Origin of the sequence: Pseudolysinimonas sp. (genome assembly GCF_051954455.1) — a bacterium.
Taxonomy (GTDB): Bacteria; Actinomycetota; Actinomycetes; order Actinomycetales; family Microbacteriaceae; genus Pseudolysinimonas.
The window spans coordinates 37,780-54,363 of sequence record NZ_JBQCHS010000025.1; the positions used below are offsets into that span (position 1 = coordinate 37,780).

Consider the following 16,584-nt stretch of genomic DNA (forward strand, 5'->3'; position numbering starts at 1 on the left):
TGCGTGGGACGCGGTCCGGCACGCCGAACGCTGCGCCCGCCGCCCGGAACGCTCCATTTCGCTGCGTCCGGCGCCGCGGTCCGATGTCCGAATCACGGAGATCTGGTCGCGCCGGCCCGCCGATCCGCGCGTCCCGCGACCACGGGACCGGATCTCCTTGATTCGGACCAGCGCCCCCCTACGCTCGAGTCGTGGCGGGCGTGCTGATCGGGTTCGCGATCATCGCGGTCGTGATCGGCGCCGGCTACCTGATCGCGCGGATCGACCTCCTCGGTCCCACCGCGCAGCAGGTGCTGACCCGGCTCGCGTTCTTCGTGCTGATCCCCTCGCTCCTGTTCACCACCCTCGCGACCGCCGACCTGCACCGGCTCTTCTCGTCGGTGCTGCCGGTCTCCGCGATCTGCGCGGTCGTGTGCATGGGGCTCGTGGTCGCGGTGGGGCGGATCTGGCGCCGCCCCGTCCCCGAGACGACGGTCGCCGGCCTCGGCGCCGGCTATGTCAACGCCAACAACATCGGCCTGCCGGTGTCGGCGTACATCCTCGGCGACGCCACGAGTTCGGTGCCGGTGATCCTGCTCCAGGTGATCCTGCTGGCGCCGATCGCGCTCGCCGTGCTCGACGTGTCGACGAGCGGGCGCTTCACGCTCGGACGGATCCTGCTGCAGCCGGTCAAGAACCCGCTGATCCTCGCCTCCCTGCTCGGGCTCGTCATCAACCTGGCCGGGATCCGTCTCCCCACGCAGGTGCTGCAGCCGTTCACGCTCGTCGGCGCGGCCGCTGTGCCGGTCGTGCTGCTGTCGTTCGGGATCTCGCTGCGCGGCCGCCGTCCGCTCGCGGCGGGGTCGGATCGCCGGCTCGTCATCCTCGCGGTCACGGTGAAGACGCTGCTCATGCCGGCGATCGCGTGGGCGGTGGGCGCGTTCGTGTTCCACCTCGAGGGACACGCGCTCTTCGTCGTCGTGGTGCTCGCCGCGCTGCCGTCGGCGCAGAACGTCTTCAACTACGCGCAGCGCTACGGTCGCGGAGCGGCGATCGCGCGCGACGTGGTCCTGCTGACCACGGGCCTCTCGCTGCCGGCGATGTTCGTCATCGCGGCGCTGCTCGCGCCGCGATAGCCGGGCCGGTCGGTCGGTCAGAAGATCATCGGCCGGTCGTCGTCCTCGAGCTCCGTGTCGATGTCGACCGTGACGGGCACGTGGTCGCTCGGGGCATCTCCCTTGCGCTCGTCGCGATGGATGGCGGCGCCGGTCACGCGGTCCGCGAACGGCTTCGAGCCGAGCACGAAGTCGATCCGCATCCCCTCGTTGCGCGGGAACCGCAGCTGCTTGTAGTCCCAGTAGGTGTAGCCCTCGGGGATGAGCGGGCGCACCACGTCGGCGAGCCCGGCGGCCTGGAGCGCCTGGAACGCCTCCCGCTCGGGCGGCGACACGTGCGTCGACACGCCCTCGATGATCGTCGGGTCGCCGACGTCCTCCGGCAGCGGGGCCACGTTGTAGTCGCCGGCGACCATCAGCGGGGTGTCGGCGTTCGAGGCCATCCACTCGGTCATCGAGCCCTGCAGCGCGGCGAACCAGTCGAGCTTGTAGTCGTAGTGCGGATCGCCGAGCGCGCGGCCGTTCGGCGCGTAGATCGACCACACGCGGATGCCGTTCGTCGTCGCGCCGATCGCCCGCGCCTCGATCGGCTGGTCGGGGCCCTCGGCGCCCTTGAGGAATCCGGGCTGACCGTCGAACTGCATCGCGACGTCGTCGAGCTCGTAGCGGCTCGCGATCGCGACGCCGTTCCACTGGTTGAGACCGTGCAGGACGACCCGGTAGCCGGCGTCCTCGAACTCCGCGAACGGGAACTGCGCCTCCGTGCACTTGATCTCCTGCATCGCGAGCACGTCGACGTCCTCCCGAGTGAGCCAGTCGACGACACGGCCGACCCGCGACCGCACGGAGTTGACGTTCCAGGTGGCCAGACGCATACCGCAACGCTATCCGCGACCGCCGTCGTCGCGGGTGCGGTCTGCCCCACAAGAGGGGAGCGCGGGGTCGGCGCACGCCGCGTTAAGTTGGGCGGCGGTGACCCCCCGATCCCCCGACGCAGAGCGGTTGCCGAGACTGTCGCGGCGCGCGCGGGTGCTCGGCTCCGCCGGTGTGCTCGTGGCCGCTGCGGCCATGGCGACGCTCGGGTTCACCGCCGGCCACGCGGCCGGCGCGAGCGACCGTCCGCAGCTCGCCGCGCCCAGCCCGGCCGCCTCGACCACGCAGCTGACGACGCTCTCGCTGAGCGAGGTCCGCGGGCACAAGCCGCTGCCCTGATCCTCCGGGTCTGACCGCGTTCCCCGGGGTGGCCGCTACCGTAGGCGTGTGACCGACGACCGCGCGCAGCTCATCGACCACATCGCCCGGGAGGCCGTGTTCCACGGCGACTTCACGCTCACGAGCGGCAAGAAGGCGACCTACTACATCGACCTCCGCAAGGTCTCGCTCGACCACCGGGTGGCGCCCCTCATCGGCCGGGTCATGACGGAGCTGCTGGCCGAGTTCCCGGACGTCGACGCCGTCGGCGGGCTCACCATGGGCGCCGATCCGATCGCCTCCGCGGTCCTGCACCAGGCCGCCGCGCTCGGCCGCGACTACGACGCGTTCGTCGTGCGCAAGGAGCCGAAGGACCACGGGCGCGGCAAGCAGGTCGAGGGGCCGGACGTCGCCGGCAAGCGCGTCGTGGTGCTCGAGGACACCTCGACCACGGGCGGCTCGCCGCTCAAGGCGGCCGAGGCGCTGGAGCGCGCGGGCGCGACCGTCGTCGGCGTCGCGGTGGTCGTCGACCGGGCCACGGGCGCGAAGGACGTCATCGAGGCGGCCGGGTACCCGTACCGCGCGGCGATCGGACTCGCCGACCTGGGGCTGGAACCGCAGTGACCGAGGGCCGCGACCCCGACGCGGCCGAGGAGGACGAGCCGGCGCCCACCGAGGCCCTCGATCTGGGCGATCCGACGGAGCCCGTCGACGTCGCGCGCCCTACCACCGGTGCCTTCGCGCGCACCACCCCGCCGTCGAATCCCATCGACCTCGTGTCCTCGACGGCGGCCAACCGGCTGATCGCCGAGCCGCCCCCGCCGCGCGAGCCGACCTCGGGCATCGACACCCTCTTCGGCGATGACCGGTTCCACGACTACGAGGCGCCGACCGGGCCGCCTCCTCGTCCGGCCGCTCCCGCGCCCCGGCCGCCCGCATCGGCGCGACCGGCGCCGACCGAGCACCATCTCACCCCGCTGCAGCGCACCCTCCTCGCGGTGACGGGCGGCCTGCTCGCCGCCGCGGCGCTCGTCGGCCTCTTCTTCGTCGGCACCCGGCTCGGCGCGGCCGCGGACGCTGAGCCCTCGGCGAGCCGCACCGCTCGGACGCCGACGCCGACCCCCGTGCCGACCGTGCTGCCGCCCGGCCCCGTCGCCGTCGGGACCCACCGCTGGGACCAGCTGCTCGGCGGGGAGTGCCTCGGCGCGTGGCCGGGCCCGTGGGCGCTCAGCTATCGCGTGGTCGACTGCGCGGCCCCGCACCCGGCGCAACTCGTCGCGCGCGGCCGGTTCCCCGATCCCGCGACCCCCGGCTACCCGGGCCAGGCGGAGCTGCAGTCGCGGATGTCGGTGCTCTGCTCGGCCCCGGGCGTGATCGACCTGGCCGCCGCCGCGCGCTACACCGACGCCCAGATCCAGGCGAGCTACCCCGCGACGGCGGCGCAGTGGGATGCCGGCGACCACTGGTACTACTGCTTCGTCACCCGCTCCTCGGGCGAGCCGCTGACCGGCAGCGTCGCGGTCGCCCACGACGCGACCCCGGCGCCGTAGGGCGGCTAGATCTCCACCTCGCGCGGCTCCGCGTCGACGAGCTCGTGCACACCGGCGAGGATCTCGTCGGGCCGGAACGGGTAGCGCTCGATCTCGGCGCGGTCGCTGATCCCGGTCAGCACGAGGATCGTGTGGAGCCCGGCCTCGATCCCCGCGACGACGTCGGTGTCCATGCGGTCGCCGATCATGGCGGTGTTCTCGCTGTGCGCGCCGATCTTGTTCATCGCCGAGCGGAACATCATGGGATTCGGCTTGCCCACGACGTACGGGTCCTTGCCGGTCGCCTTCGTGATGAGCGCGGCGATCGCCCCCGTCGCGGGCAGCGCGCCGTCAGCGCTCGGGCCGGTCGCATCCGGGTTGGTGGCGATGAAGCGCGCGCCCCGGTCGATGAGACGGATCGCCTTCGTGATCGCCTCGAAGGAGTAGTTGCGCGTCTCGCCGACCACCACGAAGTCGGGGTCGGTCTCGGTCGTGGTGAAGCCGGCCTCGTAGAGCGCGGTGGTGAGCCCGGACTCGCCGATCACGAACGCCGTACCGCCGGGGGCCTGCTTCGCGAGGAAGTCGGCGGTCGCCAGCGCGCTCGTGTAGATGGCCTCCTCCGGCACGTCGAGGCCGGATGCGCGCAGCCGCGCCGCGAGGTCGCGCGGCGTGAAGATCGAGTTGTTGGTGAGCACGAGGAACGGCGTGCGGGCGTCGGTCCACTGCTGGACGAGCTCCTGCGCGCCCGGCAGCGCCGTGTTCTCGTGCACGAGCACGCCGTCCATGTCGGTCAGCCAGCATTCGATCTCGCCGCGACGGTCGGCGCCCGTCTGCGCGTGGCTCGTCATGCACTTCAGCGTAACGAGTGCCGGCCCGCGTGTTCTGAGGCCGGAAACGGCGGGTGGATGCGGGATCCCACGGGTCGTCTCCGGCTACAGACCGGGAGGTGCCGGGAGGGGGCGAGTTCGGGGGAGAGAGGGGCGGGAGGGGTCACGGCAGCGACGGGAGGGAGACGCGGCGGGCGTCGGGGAGGCGCGCGTGCATCACGGCGACCGCGTCGGCGCTCGCGTCGGCAAGGAGGAAGCGGCGCTCGAGCGCCGCCGCGGCCGCGCCCGTCGTGCCCGACCCGGCGAAGAGGTCGACGACGAGGTCGCCCGGCGCGCTCGACGCCTGCACGATGCGGCGCAGGATCCCGACCGGCTTCTGCGTCGCGTAGCCGGTGCGCTCGGCGGCGTTCGTGCCGACGATCGTGTGCCACCAGACGTCGGTCGGCAGCTTGCCGCGCGCCGCCTTCTCGGGCGTCACGAGGCCGGGCGCCATGTAGGGCTCCCGGTCGACCGTCGTCGAGTCGAAGTAGTAGGAGGCGGGCTCCTTCACGTAGACGAGGATCGTGTCGTGCTTCGCGGGCCAGCGCCTGGTCGACTTCGCCCCGTAGTCGTAAGCCCAGATGAGCTCGTTGAGGAAGCAGTCGCGGCCGAACAGCGCGTCGAGCGCGACCTTCGCGTAGTGCGCCTCGCGGTAGTCGAGGTGCAGGTAGAGGGTGCCGCGCTCGTCGAGCAGCCGCCACGCCTCCTCGAGCCGGGGGTGCAGGAACGCCCAGTAGTCGTCGAAGCGGTCGTCGTAGCGGGAGAGCTCACCGCGCACGGCGGCGTAGCTGCGGCCCTGGAATCCGACCCGCGGCCCCTCCGCGTCGCGCACCACCCGCATCGGCTGGTGCCGCTGGGTGCGCCCCGTGTTGAACGGAGGGTCGAGGTACACGAGGCGGGCGACGCCGTCCGGCAGGGTCGTGGTGAGCGCGAGGTTGTCGCCGTGGACGATCGTGTCCGGGCGGTCGGCGGCGAGCCACTCCTCGACATCCCACCGCATGCCGCGAGATTAACAGGATGGACGACGACCCCCGCGCACCCGTCGGCGTCGGCCCGTGGCCGGGCGGCCGCGCTGCGTGGCCCGACGACCCGCGGTACGACCCGGAGCTCCTCGAGCACGGCGACGCCCGCAACGTCGTCGACCGCTACCGCTACTGGACGGTCGAGGGGATCGTCGCCGACCTCGACGCCCGCCGGCATCCCTACTCGGTGGCGATCGAGAACTGGCAGCACGACCTCAACATCGGGTCGATCGTGCGGACCGCGAACGCGTTCCTCGCGGAGTCGGTGCACATCGTCGGGCGGCGGCGCTGGAACAGGCGGGGCGCCATGGTGACCGACCGCTACCAGCACGTCGTGCACCATCCGACGATCGACGACCTCGTGGAGGCGGGCGGCGGGGTGCCGATCGTCGCCGTCGACAACGTCGAGGGGTCGGTCGACGTCACGGCGGCCCCGCTTCCGGAGCGCTGCATCCTGCTGTTCGGGCAGGAGGGGCCGGGGCTCACCCCGGAGGCGCTCGCCGCGGCGGACCGGGTCGTGTCGATCCGGCAGTTCGGGTCGACCCGCTCGATCAACGCGGCGGCCGCGGCGGCGATCGTCATGCACGAGTGGGTCCGGGTGCACGCCCCCGCGGAGTGAGCGGCTCGACCGGCGCGTCAGCCGATCAGCGACGGGCGCAGGTCGCGCAGGGTGCGGCGGTGCGTCATCCGCACGGCCGCGATCCCCGTCGCGAGGAGTGCCCCGGCGAGCCACAGCGCCAGCGCCCCCGCGTCGCCGAGCGCGGTGAGGGTGCTGCCGCCGTACATGAGACGCCGGAGCCCGTCCACCGCCGCGCTCATCGGCAGCACCGGGTGCAGCGCGGCCAGCGGTCCCGGAAGCGTCTGCCACGGGAACGTGCCGCCCGCGGTGACGAGCTGCACGACCATGAGCACGAGGCCGAGGAACTGCCCCACGCTGCTGAGCCACACGTTGAGCGCGAGGATGATCGCCGAGAACGTCGCCGAGGCGAGCGCCATCATGAGGAACGTGCCCGCCGGGTTCGCGATCGAGAAGCCGAGCCCGAGGGTCAGCACGGCGAACACCATCGCCATCTGCAGCATCCCGAGGAGGGCCGGCGTGAGCCAGGCGGCGAGCGTGATCCGCACCGGCCGGTCGACGGCCGAGAGCCCGCGGCGCGAGATCGGCTTGACGATGAGGAAGAGCGCGTAAATGCCGATCCACGCGGCGAGCGACACGAAGAAGGGGGCGAGACCGGCGCCGTAGCCGCCGGCGGTCGTGTCGGCGTGCTGCCGCACCGCCGCCGGGTCGCCGATCGCCGTCGCCTGCGCGCTGCGCTGCGCGGCGGTCCTCGCCGGGATCCTGCCGACGCCGTCGCTCAGCCCGTCGCGCAGCTGCGTCGCGCCGCCCGCTAGCGAGCCGAGGCCGCCCGACAACTGGGTCGCGCCGTCGTGCGCCTGCGCGGCTCCGCTCGCGACCTGTGACGCACCGGAGCGGAGGGCCGAGGCGCCCGACGCCGCCTGCGACGCCCCGGTCGAGACCTGCGCGGCGCCCGCCGCGAGCTGGTCGACCTGACCGGAGAGCGCCTGCAGCTGCCCGTTCGCCGCGGTCGCCTTCGCGGCCAGCGGGTCGAGGTCGGCGAGGATCGTGTCGACCTGCGTCGGCGTGAGGCCCTGATCCGCGAGCTGCTGGGCGAGCTGCGCGCGGAGCGTCGGCACCTGCCCGGCGAGCTGGTCGCCGAGCGCCGCGGCCTGGTCGCCCTTCGCGGCGAGCTGCTGCGTGCCGGCGGCGACCTGCGACGCCCCGGCGGCCACGCGCGAGGTCCCGTCCGCGAGCGTCCCGGCGCCGCTCGACAGCGCGGCCGCACCGGAGGCGAGCGACCCCGTGCCGTCGGCGAGCTGCTGCGCGCCCGACTCGGCCTGCGTCGCGCCGTCGGCCAGCCGTCCCGCGCCGTCCGCGGCCGTCTGCAGCTGCCCGCGGATGTCGGAGAGCGCCACGAGGAACCGGCCGGCGGCCTCCGTCCCGACCTTCTTCGCGATCGCCGCGCGCACCTTCTCGGTCGCCTGCTCGGCGATCGTGGAGGAGAGGTAGCCGTTGGTGTCGTTGGTCACGAGGCGGATCGTCGCCGGGGCCGGGTGCGCGCCGTCGAGCGAGTCGAGGGAGGCCGAGAACCCGGCGGGCAGCGTGATGCTGAAGTCGTAGCGCCCGCTCTCGACCCCGGCCGCGGCGGTCGCCGCCGACACCCGGTGCCAGTCGAAGGCCTTGCCGTCCTGGAGCTCGCGGGCGACGTCCCGCGCCTCCGTGCCGTGGTCGGCGACGACCAGCGCCGCCGGCACGCGGTCCAGGCCCGCGTACGGGTCGCGGTTCGCCCAGAGGTACAGCCCGCCGTAGAGCACGGGCACGAGCATGAGTGCGACGAGGGCGAGGCGGGCGAGCGGCGTCGCCACCAGGCGGGCGAGCTCGGAGCGGACGAGGGTGAGCACGGTCATCTCAGGGGCCCTTCGAAGAGCGGCAGGGCGCCGGGACCCGGCGCCGGGATGTCGGGGAGCGCGTCGCGCGTGGCGTGGTCGGTGACGACGAGCACCGTCACGCCGCGGGTTGCGACCTCGCGGAGGTAGCGGAACCAGGTCGCCGGGTCGCCGCCGTGGCGCTCGGGCGAGGTCACGACGAGCGCGTCGACCCCGCGGCGGAGCAGCGCGAGCTCGACGAGCAGCCGGAGGCGGTCGACCGTCGGCAGCGCACCGAACGGGCGCTTCGCCCACTCGACGAGACCGAGGCGGTCCAGTTCGCGGGCCGTGCCGTGCCGCCCGGCGAGGGCGAGCTCCTCGCGGACGACGGCCGCGACCCGCACGTCGTCGGAGTGCTCCGCGACGGTCGGAGTGTCGATGAGCGCGATGCGCGCGCGCTCGGCGTCGACCGTGCCCGCGTCGACCGCCATGCGGCCGGCCGCGACGAGCGAGAGGACGGTCGGGCGCTGCCCGCCTTCGGTGGCGACGACGGTGACCGCGCCGGGGCGGGCGTCGAGGGTGACGGGCGGGAGCGCGGCCGCCGGCCCGCTGCCGACGGCCGCGCCGTCAAGGGTGATGCGGGTCATCGCGTGGTCTCCAGTTCGGGCGTGGCATCCACGAGCGCCGCGGCGTCGGCGGCCGACAGGCCCGCGGTCGAGAGGACCGAGAGCATGACGTACCGACGCCCCGCCGCGGCCGTCAGCCGGGTGCGATTGGCCTCGTCGAGCACCGCGATCGCGGCGGCCTCGATGAGCCGCCCGAGCGTCGCGGCGGGGATGTCGGCGCGGATCCGGCCCGCGGCGGCGCCCTCCTCGACCGCCTCGCGCAGCAGGCGCCGCACCGGCTCCAGCTCACGGGCGATGAGGTCCTGGAACGGGCCGCGCACGGCGAACAGCGTCATGACGCGCACGTCGTCGACCTCCGCCCACATCCGGGCGGCGACGAGCGCGAGGCGCACGAGCGGATCGGGATGCGCGACGGCCGCGAGCTCGCCGGCGACGCGGGCGGTTCCCGTGCTCACGAGCTCGCGGAGCAGCTCATCGCGGGTGGCGAAGTGGCCGTAGACGCTCCGCCGGGTCAGGCCCGCCTCGGAGGCGATGGCCTCGAGCGTCGCGTCGAGGTCGCGGTTGAGCACGACCCGCGCGGCCGCGAGCAGGGCGGCCCGGTTCTCGAGCGCATCGCGACGGGGCATGCGACGAGTGTACCGCGATCTTGCACACTCATGTGCACTTTGTGGCGACCCCCGCCCCCTCCTCCCCCGGTCGAGAGTTCAGGAGGAACGCCGTCCCGCGGCCGGGTATGGGGCAGAACGCGCCGTCTGAACCTGAACTTTCGACTGGGCGGAGTCGGGCGCAGGGGGAAGGCCGAGGAGGGCTCCGATAGGCTGGGGTGCAATCCCTCGTTCTGAAGTAAGGGAGTACCCATGCCCGCGATCGTTCTCGTCGGCGCCCAGTGGGGCGATGAAGGCAAGGGCAAGGCGACCGACCTGCTCGGCAGCCGTGTCGACTACGTCGTCAAGTTCAACGGCGGCAACAACGCCGGCCACACAGTCGTCGTGGGCGACGAGAAGTACGCGCTGCACCTGCTGCCGTCCGGCATCCTCAGCCCCGGCGTCACGCCCGTCATCGCGAACGGCGTCGTCGTCGACATCGAGGTGCTCTTCGACGAGCTCACCGCGCTGAGCGCCCGCGGCATCGACGTCTCGCGCCTTCGGGTGAGCGCGAACGCGCACGTCATCACGCAGTACCACCGCACGATCGACAAGGTGACCGAGCGCTTCCTCGGCAAGCGGCAGATCGGCACGACCGGCCGCGGCATCGGGCCGTCGTACGCCGACAAGATCAACCGCGTCGGCATCCGGATCCAGGACCTGTTCGACGAGAACATCCTGCGGCAGAAGGTCGAGGCGGCCCTCGACGTCAAGAACCAGATGCTGCTGAAGATCTACAACCGCCGCGCGATCGCGGCCGACGAGATCGTCGACGACCTGCTGCAGTACGTCGAGCGGCTGCGTCCGCTCGTCGCCGACACCTCGCTCGAGCTGAACCGCGCGCTCGACGAGGGCAGGACCGTGCTCTTCGAGGGCGGCCAGGCGACCATGCTCGACGTCGACCACGGCACGTACCCGTTCGTCACGTCGTCCAACGCGACGAGCGGGGGAGCGGCGACCGGCTCCGGCGTCGCGCCCAACCGCTTCGACCGCGTGATCGCGATCGTCAAGGCGTACACGACCCGCGTCGGCGCCGGCCCCTTCCCGACCGAGCTCTTCGATGAATCCGGCGAGTTCCTCCGGTCCGCCGGGTTCGAGTTCGGCACCACGACCGGCCGTCCCCGGCGCACCGGCTGGTACGACGCCCCGATCGCGCGGTACGCCGCTCGCATCAACGGCGTGACCGACTTCGTCATGACGAAGCTCGACGTCCTCACCGGGCTCGAGAGGATCCCGGTGTGCGTCGCCTACGACGTCGACGGCGTGCGCCACGACGAGGTGCCGGTCAACCAGACCGACTTCCACCACGCGACGCCCATCTACGAGGAGTTCCCGGGCTGGACCGAGGACATCACGGGCGCCCGCGAGTTCGACGACCTGCCGAAGAACGCCCGCGACTACGTCCTCGCGGTCGAGGCGATGTCCGGATCGCGCATCTCGGCGATCGGCGTCGGACCCGGCCGCGAGGCGATCGTCGTGCGGCACGATCTGCTCGACTGAGCGACGACGAGGACCGCAGCGTGACCGCGACCATTCCGGAGCCGCGCGTGCTGGCCGGGCGGTTCATCCGGCTCGAGCCCTTCACGCCCGAGCATCTGCCGGGCCTCTACCGCGCCCTCGCTCGCCCCGAGGTCTTCGCCGGGGGCTACGGCGGCGGCCCGGCGGGGCTGTGGCCGGACGAGCCGGCGTTCCGGGAGCGGTTCCCGGCGGCCCTGCCGACGACCGGCAACACCTACGTCGCCGTCGTCCGGTCCGGTCCGGACGCCGGGGCCGTGGTCGGGTCCTCGAGCCTCGCCGACTTCGACGAGCGGCGCGAGCACGCCCACATCGGCTGGACCGGATGGCACCCCGCGGTGTGGGGCGGCCCCGTCAACCCCGAGGCGAAGCTCCTGCTCCTGTCCGAGGCGTTCGACCACGGCTTCGGGCGGGTCAAGCTCCAGGCCGACGAGCGGAACGCACGGTCGCGGGCCGCGATCCTCAAGCTCGGCGCGCGGTTCGAGGGGACCACCCGCCGCGACGTGCGCCGCGCGGACGGGAGCTGGCGCGACTCCGCCGTCTTCTCGATCCTCGTCGACGAGTGGCCCGGGGTCCGGGCGGGCCTGGAGGAGCGGCTCGCCGCGTTCGTCGCGGCGGACTCCGTGATTAGGCTCGGAGCATGACCGAACCGGACGTCGCGGCGCAGCTCGCGGCCTACCGGCGCACGATCGACAACATCGATGCGGCGCTCGTCCACATGCTGGCGGAGCGGTTCAAGGCGACGCAGGCGGTCGGGCACCTCAAGGCCGCCCACGACCTGCCGCCCGCCGACCCGGAGCGCGAGCGGGTGCAGATCGCGCGGCTCCGTGCGCTCGCCGAGGAGGCGCACCTCGACCCGGCCTTCGCCGAGAAATGGTTCAACTTCGTGGTCGCCGAGGTCATCCACCACCACGAGCAGATCGCCGCCACCGGGAGCATCGAGACCGCGTGAGCTGGGATCCCGCAGCGTTGCCCGACCAGAGCGGCCGCACCGTCGTCGTGACGGGCGGCAATGCGGGCATCGGGTTCCAGGCCGTCCGGCAGTTCGCGCGCGCCGGGGCGCGCGTCGTCGTCGCCGCGCGCACCCCGTCGACGGCGCAGGACTCGATGGAGGCGGTGCGCGCCGAGACACCGGGCGCGTCGCTCGCGTTCGTCCGCCTCGACCTCGCGTCGCTGGAGTCGGTGCGCACCGCCGCCGCCGAGCTCCGCGCGCTCGGCCCGATCGACGTCCTCGTCAACAACGCGGGCCGCACCGACACCGTCTCCGAGCGTCAGGAGACGCAGGACGGCCTGGAGCTGATCGTCGGCACCAACGCGTTCGGCCCGTTCGCGCTCACCGGCCTCGTGCTGCCCGCGCTCGCGCCGGGGGGTCGGGTGGTCGGCCTCGGCAGCTTCGCCACCCGCCTCGTGCCGCTCGACACCGACGACCTGCAGTCGCGGCGGCGGTATCGGGCCTTCCGCGCCTACGGACTGTCGAAGCACGCGGTCCACGCGCTCGCCTTCGAGCTCGCGCGCCGCTTCGAGGCGGCGGGGCGGGTGCAGCGGTCGCTCGTCGCGCATCCCGGCTTCGCGCTCGACCAGAGGTCGTTCCCGCTCGTGGTGCAGACGAAGGAGCGCGGGGCCTGGCCCGTCGTGCGCGCCGCCCTCGACCCGGCGGCCGGCAACGGCACCTTCTGGGGACCGCGCTTCGGACTGACCGGCCCGCCGCAGCAGGCGAAGCCCGTCGCCGCGAGCGCGGCCGCCGAGGCGGGCGCCGAGGTCTGGCGGCAGGCCGAGGCCGCGACCGGCGTGACCTACGACCTGGGCTGAGCCTGAGTTCCGGCGGCGGTCACGCGAACGACGCGAGCGCCGCCGCCGACGTCGCGCGGAGCTCGTCGAGCCCCACCGAGAACATCCCCTGGATCTCGAGCGCCGGCTCCGAACCCGCGCCGTCGTCCGTCACGCCGATGCGCGCCACCGGATAGCCGCGTCCCTCGCACAGGCGCGTGAACTTGACGTCCTCCTCGCGCGGGACCGCGACGACCACGCGGCCGCCCGTCTCGCTGAAGAGGGCGGTCGCGGCGTCGATCCCGTCGCGGGCCATGACCTCGTCGAGCCAGACGCGCGCGCCGACCCCGAAGCGCCGGCACGCGTCGACGAGCGCCGCGGCGAGGCCGCCGTCGGCAAGGTCGTGGGCGCCGTTCAGCAGCCCCTCGTGCGCGGCGGCGGCGAGGAGCGCCGCCAGCTCGCGCTCGCGCGGAAGGTCGACGGCCGGGGGTCGGCCGCCGAGGTGGCCGTGGATCACACCCGCCCACGCCGAGCCGTCGAGCTCGAGCGCCGTCGTGCCGAGCAGGTACAGGTTGTCGCCCGCGTCCTGCCAACCGGAGGGGATGCGCCGGCCGACGTCGTCGATCGTGCCCATCACCGCGATGACCGGGGTGGGGTGGATCGGCACGTCGCCGGTCTGGTTGTAGAAGCTCACATTGCCGCCGGTGACCGGCACGCCGAGCTCGAGGCAGGCATCCGCGAGCCCCTCGACGCTCTGCGCGAACTGCCACATGACCTCGGGGTTCTCGGGGCTGCCGAAGTTGAGGCAGTCGGAGACCGCGGCCGGCACCGCGCCGGACGTCGCGACGTTGCGGTACGCCTCCGCGAGCGCGAGCTGCGCGCCCGCGTACGGGTCGAGGTAGGAGTAGCGCCCGTTGGCGTCCGTCGCGAGGGCGACGCCGAGGCCCGAGGTCTCGTCGACCCGGATCATCCCCGCGTCGTCGGGGTAGCTCAGGGCGGTGTTGCCCAGCACGTACTTGTCGTACTGGCTCGTGATGACGCTCTTGTCGGCTAGGTTCGCGCTGCCGACGAGCGCGAGCAGCTGGGCGCGCAGGTCGCCGTCGCGATCGAGGCGCTCCGCGGTGTCGGCGTTCAGCGCGTCGAGCCAGGTCGGGTGCACCATCGGGCGCTCGTAGACCGGCCCGTCGATCGCGACCGTGCGCGGGTCGACGTCGACGATGGTCTCGCCGCGCCACGTGATGACGAGCCGACCCGACTCCGTGACCTCGCCGAGCACGCTCGTCTCGACATCCCACTTCGACGTCACGGCGAGGAAACCCTCGAGCTTCTCGGGGCGCACGATCGCCATCATGCGCTCCTGGCTCTCCGACATGAGGATCTCCTCCGCCGTGAGCGAGGGATCGCGCAGCAGCACCTTGTCGAGCTCCACGCTCATGCCGCCGTCGCCGTTGCTGGCGAGCTCGGAGGTCGCGCACGAGATGCCCGCAGCGCCGAGGTCCTGGATGCCCTCGACCAGGTCGCCCGCGAAGAGCTCGAGGCAGCACTCGATGAGCACCTTCTCGGCGAACGGGTCGCCGACCTGCACGCTCGGGCGCTTGGTGGGGCCGCCCTCGGAGAAGGTGTCGGAGGCGAGGATCGACGCGCCGCCGATCCCGTCGCCGCCGGTCCGGGCGCCGAAGAGCACCACCTTGTTGCCGGCGCCGCGCGCGTTGGCCAGGTGCAGGTCCTCGTGGCGCAGCACCCCGACCGCGAGCGCGTTGACGAGCGGGTTGGCCTGGTACACCGGGTCGAACCAGGTCTCGCCCCCGATGTTCGGGAGCCCGAGGCAGTTGCCGTAGAAGCTGATGCCGCCGACGACCCCCGGCAGCACGCGGTGGGTGTCGGGGTGGTCGACCGCGCCGAAGCGCAGGGCGTCCATGACGGCGACGGGGCGGGCTCCCATCGAGATGATGTCGCGCACGATGCCGCCGACCCCGGTCGCGGCGCCCTGGAACGGCTCCACGTACGACGGGTGGTTGTGGCTCTCGATCTTGAAGGTGACCGCCCAGCCCTCGCCGATGTCCACCACGCCGGCGTTCTCGCCCATGCCCACCATGAGGTTCTTGCGCATCTCGTCGGAGACCTTGTCGCCGAATTTGCGCAGATGCACCTTGGAGCTCTTGTAGGAGCAGTGCTCGCTCCACATCACGGAATACATCGCGAGTTCGCCGCTCGTCGGCCGACGGCCGAGCAGGGATCGGATGCGGAGGTACTCGTCCTCGCGCAGTCCGAGGGCCGCGAACGGCTGCTCCTTCTCGGGGGTGGCGGCGGCCACGGCGACGGAGTCGATCGGCGGGGTCGTCATCACCGGTGAGTTTATCGGTGCAGCAGACCGATCATCGGCGTCAGGACCACGGCCAGGACGATCAGGATCGTGAGGACCGCGAGCGCCTTGCCGGCGGGGTGGCCGAAGTTGATCGTCCATCCCAGTCCGAACCGTTTCGGCACGAAGAGCGCGGGGTCGTCGCGGTCGACGTAGATGACTCCCGCCTTCCAGCGCGCGTCGTCGTCGGGGGCCTCGGCGCGGCCCGTGGCGCGGGGATGCTCCGCACCCGACCGGGTGACCCGCCGGACCCGGACCGCCGCCGCGATGAGGGTCGTCGCCAGGAGCACGACCAGCACGATGAGTCCGAGCCGGGCCAGGACACCCGTGACGGGCCCGAGCCAGTCGAGCACCGCGATGAGCGAGAGTCCGAACGCGATGACCGCCGAGAGCTCCGACATGAGGGAGGCGAGGATGCCGCGCCGGGCCGCGGCGAGGACGAGGGCATGCGTGGGGTCGTCGCCCGGGGTCGCACGCAGCGCCGCCCGCGCCGCGATCGTCGAGAACAGGGCCATGAGGCCCGAGACCAGGGCGCCGATGATCAGGGGCAGGAACACGACGAGCACCGTCTTGGGCGCGGTCGCCGTCACATGCCCGTCGAGTGCGCGGTGGGTCGGGTACGGGTCGGGAAGGTGCGGGTAGGCGGCGACGCCGATGCCGGCCGCTACGACGAGCAGCACGGCCGCGAGCACGGGCCACACGATCGGCGGTCGGTGGTGCGCGGGCGCCGTGACCTCGGCGGTCAGCCGCACGGGCACGTCGGCGTACCAGTCGCCCGCCGCCTTGGCCTGCCGGATGCCGCGTCGGGTCACGACGTAGACCACGAGGCTGAGCACGATGAGCACGAGCATCGGCGCGATGGCTCCGGCGATCGGAACCGTGAACGCCAGGAAGATCGAAACGACCACGGCGATGCCCGTCACGATGACCTCGCCCCGGCGGTAACGGCGGAGCGCGGTCGCGACCGCCGGGTCGTCGAGGTGCGCCTCCGGTACCGCGACGCCGAGCGGCAGGCCGCGCGGAGCGATCGACGGCATCGCGATCAGGAGCCCCGCGATGAGGGCGACGTAGACGAGCGAGAACACCAGCACGAAGGCGGTCATCGGGGGTCCTTTCCGGAGCGAAGGGTGCGGAGCTGGGAGGCGACGGCCGCGGACACGGCGTCGTCGTCCATCCCCTGGGCGACTGCCTCGGCGACGAGAGTGCGTAGCCGCGGCTCCCAGTGGGCGGCGAAGCCGGCGGGTGGCGGCCCGGAGGAGGCATCGCGGGCGACGACCGAGCCCGAGCGTCGATTGGTGCGCACGAAACCCTCCTGCCGCAGCAGGTCGTACCCCTTCGCCACGGTCGCGAGGTTGATGCCGAAGGCGCCGGCGACCTGGCGCACGGAGGCGAGCGCGGTCCCCTCCGGCAGCGAGCCGTCGGCGATCGACTCGACGATGCGGTCGCGCAGCTGCTGGTAGAGCGGGACCTCCGAACGGGGGTCGACGTCGATCTGCATGGATGCCAATCTGTATTGGTAGTCATAGTACAGATCGGGCAGGTGG

At 73.0% G+C, this 16,584-nt stretch carries 18 protein-coding genes; 9 read left to right on the forward strand and 9 right to left on the reverse strand.

Features of this window, described 5'->3' with window-relative positions; all coding sequences use genetic code 11:
* Window positions 1-191: 191 nt before the first annotated feature.
* The gene (locus tag ACTHM3_RS11740) at window positions 192-1,115 is read left to right on the forward strand and encodes an AEC family transporter (RefSeq protein WP_440406286.1); all 924 of its coding nucleotides are present in this window, start codon (window positions 192-194) and stop codon (window positions 1,113-1,115) included.
* Between the two features lie 17 nt (window positions 1,116-1,132).
* On the opposite strand, the gene ACTHM3_RS11745 is transcribed toward ACTHM3_RS11740, so the two are convergent.
* Entirely contained in the window at window positions 1,133-1,969 is an 837-nt protein-coding gene (locus ACTHM3_RS11745) for an exodeoxyribonuclease III (RefSeq protein WP_440406287.1), read from the reverse strand.
* Between the two features lie 127 nt (window positions 1,970-2,096).
* Here ACTHM3_RS11745 and ACTHM3_RS11750 point away from each other — a divergent pair, with 127 nt between their 5' ends.
* From ACTHM3_RS11750 to ACTHM3_RS11760, 3 genes are read left to right on the forward strand one after another with little or no spacing between them, the layout of a single operon-like run.
* Entirely contained in the window at window positions 2,097-2,306 is a 210-nt protein-coding gene (locus tag ACTHM3_RS11750) for a hypothetical protein (RefSeq protein WP_440406288.1), read from the forward strand.
* A 48-nt stretch (window positions 2,307-2,354) separates the two neighbouring features.
* On the forward strand, window positions 2,355-2,909 hold the full coding sequence (pyrE, locus tag ACTHM3_RS11755) for an orotate phosphoribosyltransferase (protein ID WP_440406289.1): 555 nt from the start codon (window positions 2,355-2,357) through the stop codon (window positions 2,907-2,909).
* On the forward strand, window positions 2,906-3,835 hold the full coding sequence (locus ACTHM3_RS11760) for a hypothetical protein (RefSeq protein WP_440406290.1): 930 nt from the start codon (window positions 2,906-2,908) through the stop codon (window positions 3,833-3,835). The genes pyrE and ACTHM3_RS11760 overlap by 4 nt, the downstream gene beginning before the upstream one ends.
* Before the next feature lie 5 nt (window positions 3,836-3,840).
* Here the strand turns inward: ACTHM3_RS11760 and ACTHM3_RS11765 are convergent, their stop codons facing one another.
* Window positions 3,841-4,662, reverse strand: a complete 822-nt coding sequence (locus ACTHM3_RS11765) for an HAD-IIA family hydrolase (RefSeq protein ID WP_440406291.1) — start codon at window positions 4,660-4,662, stop codon at window positions 3,841-3,843.
* Window positions 4,663-4,804: 142 nt separating this feature from the next.
* Entirely contained in the window at window positions 4,805-5,680 is an 876-nt protein-coding gene (locus tag ACTHM3_RS11770) for a DNA-methyltransferase (protein ID WP_440406292.1), read from the reverse strand.
* A 17-nt stretch (window positions 5,681-5,697) separates the two neighbouring features.
* Here ACTHM3_RS11770 and ACTHM3_RS11775 point away from each other — a divergent pair, with 17 nt between their 5' ends.
* A complete protein-coding gene (locus tag ACTHM3_RS11775) occupies window positions 5,698-6,321 on the forward strand; it encodes a TrmH family RNA methyltransferase (protein WP_440406293.1) in 624 nt (207 codons plus the stop codon).
* Window positions 6,322-6,338: 17 nt separating this feature from the next.
* Here the strand turns inward: ACTHM3_RS11775 and ACTHM3_RS11780 are convergent, their stop codons facing one another.
* From ACTHM3_RS11780 to ACTHM3_RS11790, 3 genes are read right to left on the reverse strand one after another with little or no spacing between them, the layout of a single operon-like run.
* Entirely contained in the window at window positions 6,339-8,168 is a 1,830-nt protein-coding gene (locus ACTHM3_RS11780; RefSeq protein ID WP_440406294.1) for a YhgE/Pip family protein, read from the reverse strand.
* Window positions 8,165-8,773, reverse strand: coding sequence for a hypothetical protein (locus ACTHM3_RS11785; RefSeq protein ID WP_440406295.1), 609 nt, complete (start codon window positions 8,771-8,773; stop codon window positions 8,165-8,167). The genes ACTHM3_RS11780 and ACTHM3_RS11785 overlap by 4 nt, the downstream gene beginning before the upstream one ends.
* Window positions 8,770-9,378 carry a TetR/AcrR family transcriptional regulator gene (locus ACTHM3_RS11790; RefSeq protein WP_440406296.1) on the reverse strand — a complete coding sequence of 203 codons (609 nt, stop codon included), beginning with the start codon at window positions 9,376-9,378 and terminating at the stop codon, window positions 8,770-8,772. Before ACTHM3_RS11790 ends, ACTHM3_RS11785 begins: the two co-directional genes overlap by 4 nt.
* 231 nt (window positions 9,379-9,609) lie before the next feature.
* Between ACTHM3_RS11790 and ACTHM3_RS11795 the strand changes: the two genes are divergently transcribed.
* The 4 genes from ACTHM3_RS11795 to ACTHM3_RS11810 are packed head-to-tail and all read left to right on the forward strand — an operon-like array spanning window position 9,610 to window position 12,720.
* The gene (locus ACTHM3_RS11795; RefSeq protein WP_440406297.1) at window positions 9,610-10,896 is read left to right on the forward strand and encodes an adenylosuccinate synthase; all 1,287 of its coding nucleotides are present in this window, start codon (window positions 9,610-9,612) and stop codon (window positions 10,894-10,896) included.
* Window positions 10,897-10,916: 20 nt separating this feature from the next.
* The gene (locus ACTHM3_RS11800) at window positions 10,917-11,555 is read left to right on the forward strand and encodes a GNAT family N-acetyltransferase (protein WP_440406298.1); all 639 of its coding nucleotides are present in this window, start codon (window positions 10,917-10,919) and stop codon (window positions 11,553-11,555) included.
* Window positions 11,552-11,863, forward strand: a complete 312-nt coding sequence (locus tag ACTHM3_RS11805; RefSeq protein WP_440406299.1) for a chorismate mutase — start codon at window positions 11,552-11,554, stop codon at window positions 11,861-11,863. The genes ACTHM3_RS11800 and ACTHM3_RS11805 overlap by 4 nt, the downstream gene beginning before the upstream one ends.
* Window positions 11,860-12,720 carry an SDR family NAD(P)-dependent oxidoreductase gene (locus tag ACTHM3_RS11810; protein WP_440406300.1) on the forward strand — a complete coding sequence of 287 codons (861 nt, stop codon included), beginning with the start codon at window positions 11,860-11,862 and terminating at the stop codon, window positions 12,718-12,720. The genes ACTHM3_RS11805 and ACTHM3_RS11810 overlap by 4 nt, the downstream gene beginning before the upstream one ends.
* A 19-nt stretch (window positions 12,721-12,739) precedes the next feature.
* Here ACTHM3_RS11810 and purL read toward each other — a convergent pair whose 3' ends face one another.
* From purL to ACTHM3_RS11825, 3 genes are read right to left on the reverse strand one after another with little or no spacing between them, the layout of a single operon-like run.
* The gene (purL, locus tag ACTHM3_RS11815) at window positions 12,740-15,022 is read right to left on the reverse strand and encodes a phosphoribosylformylglycinamidine synthase subunit PurL (protein ID WP_440406301.1); all 2,283 of its coding nucleotides are present in this window, start codon (window positions 15,020-15,022) and stop codon (window positions 12,740-12,742) included.
* Window positions 15,023-15,033: 11 nt separating this feature from the next.
* Window positions 15,034-16,143, reverse strand: coding sequence for a DUF5808 domain-containing protein (locus ACTHM3_RS11820; protein ID WP_440406302.1), 1,110 nt, complete (start codon window positions 16,141-16,143; stop codon window positions 15,034-15,036).
* Complete coding sequence (locus ACTHM3_RS11825; protein WP_440406303.1) at window positions 16,140-16,538, reverse strand: GntR family transcriptional regulator; 399 nt, start codon at window positions 16,536-16,538, stop codon at window positions 16,140-16,142. The genes ACTHM3_RS11820 and ACTHM3_RS11825 overlap by 4 nt, the downstream gene beginning before the upstream one ends.
* Window positions 16,539-16,584 lie beyond the last annotated feature (46 nt).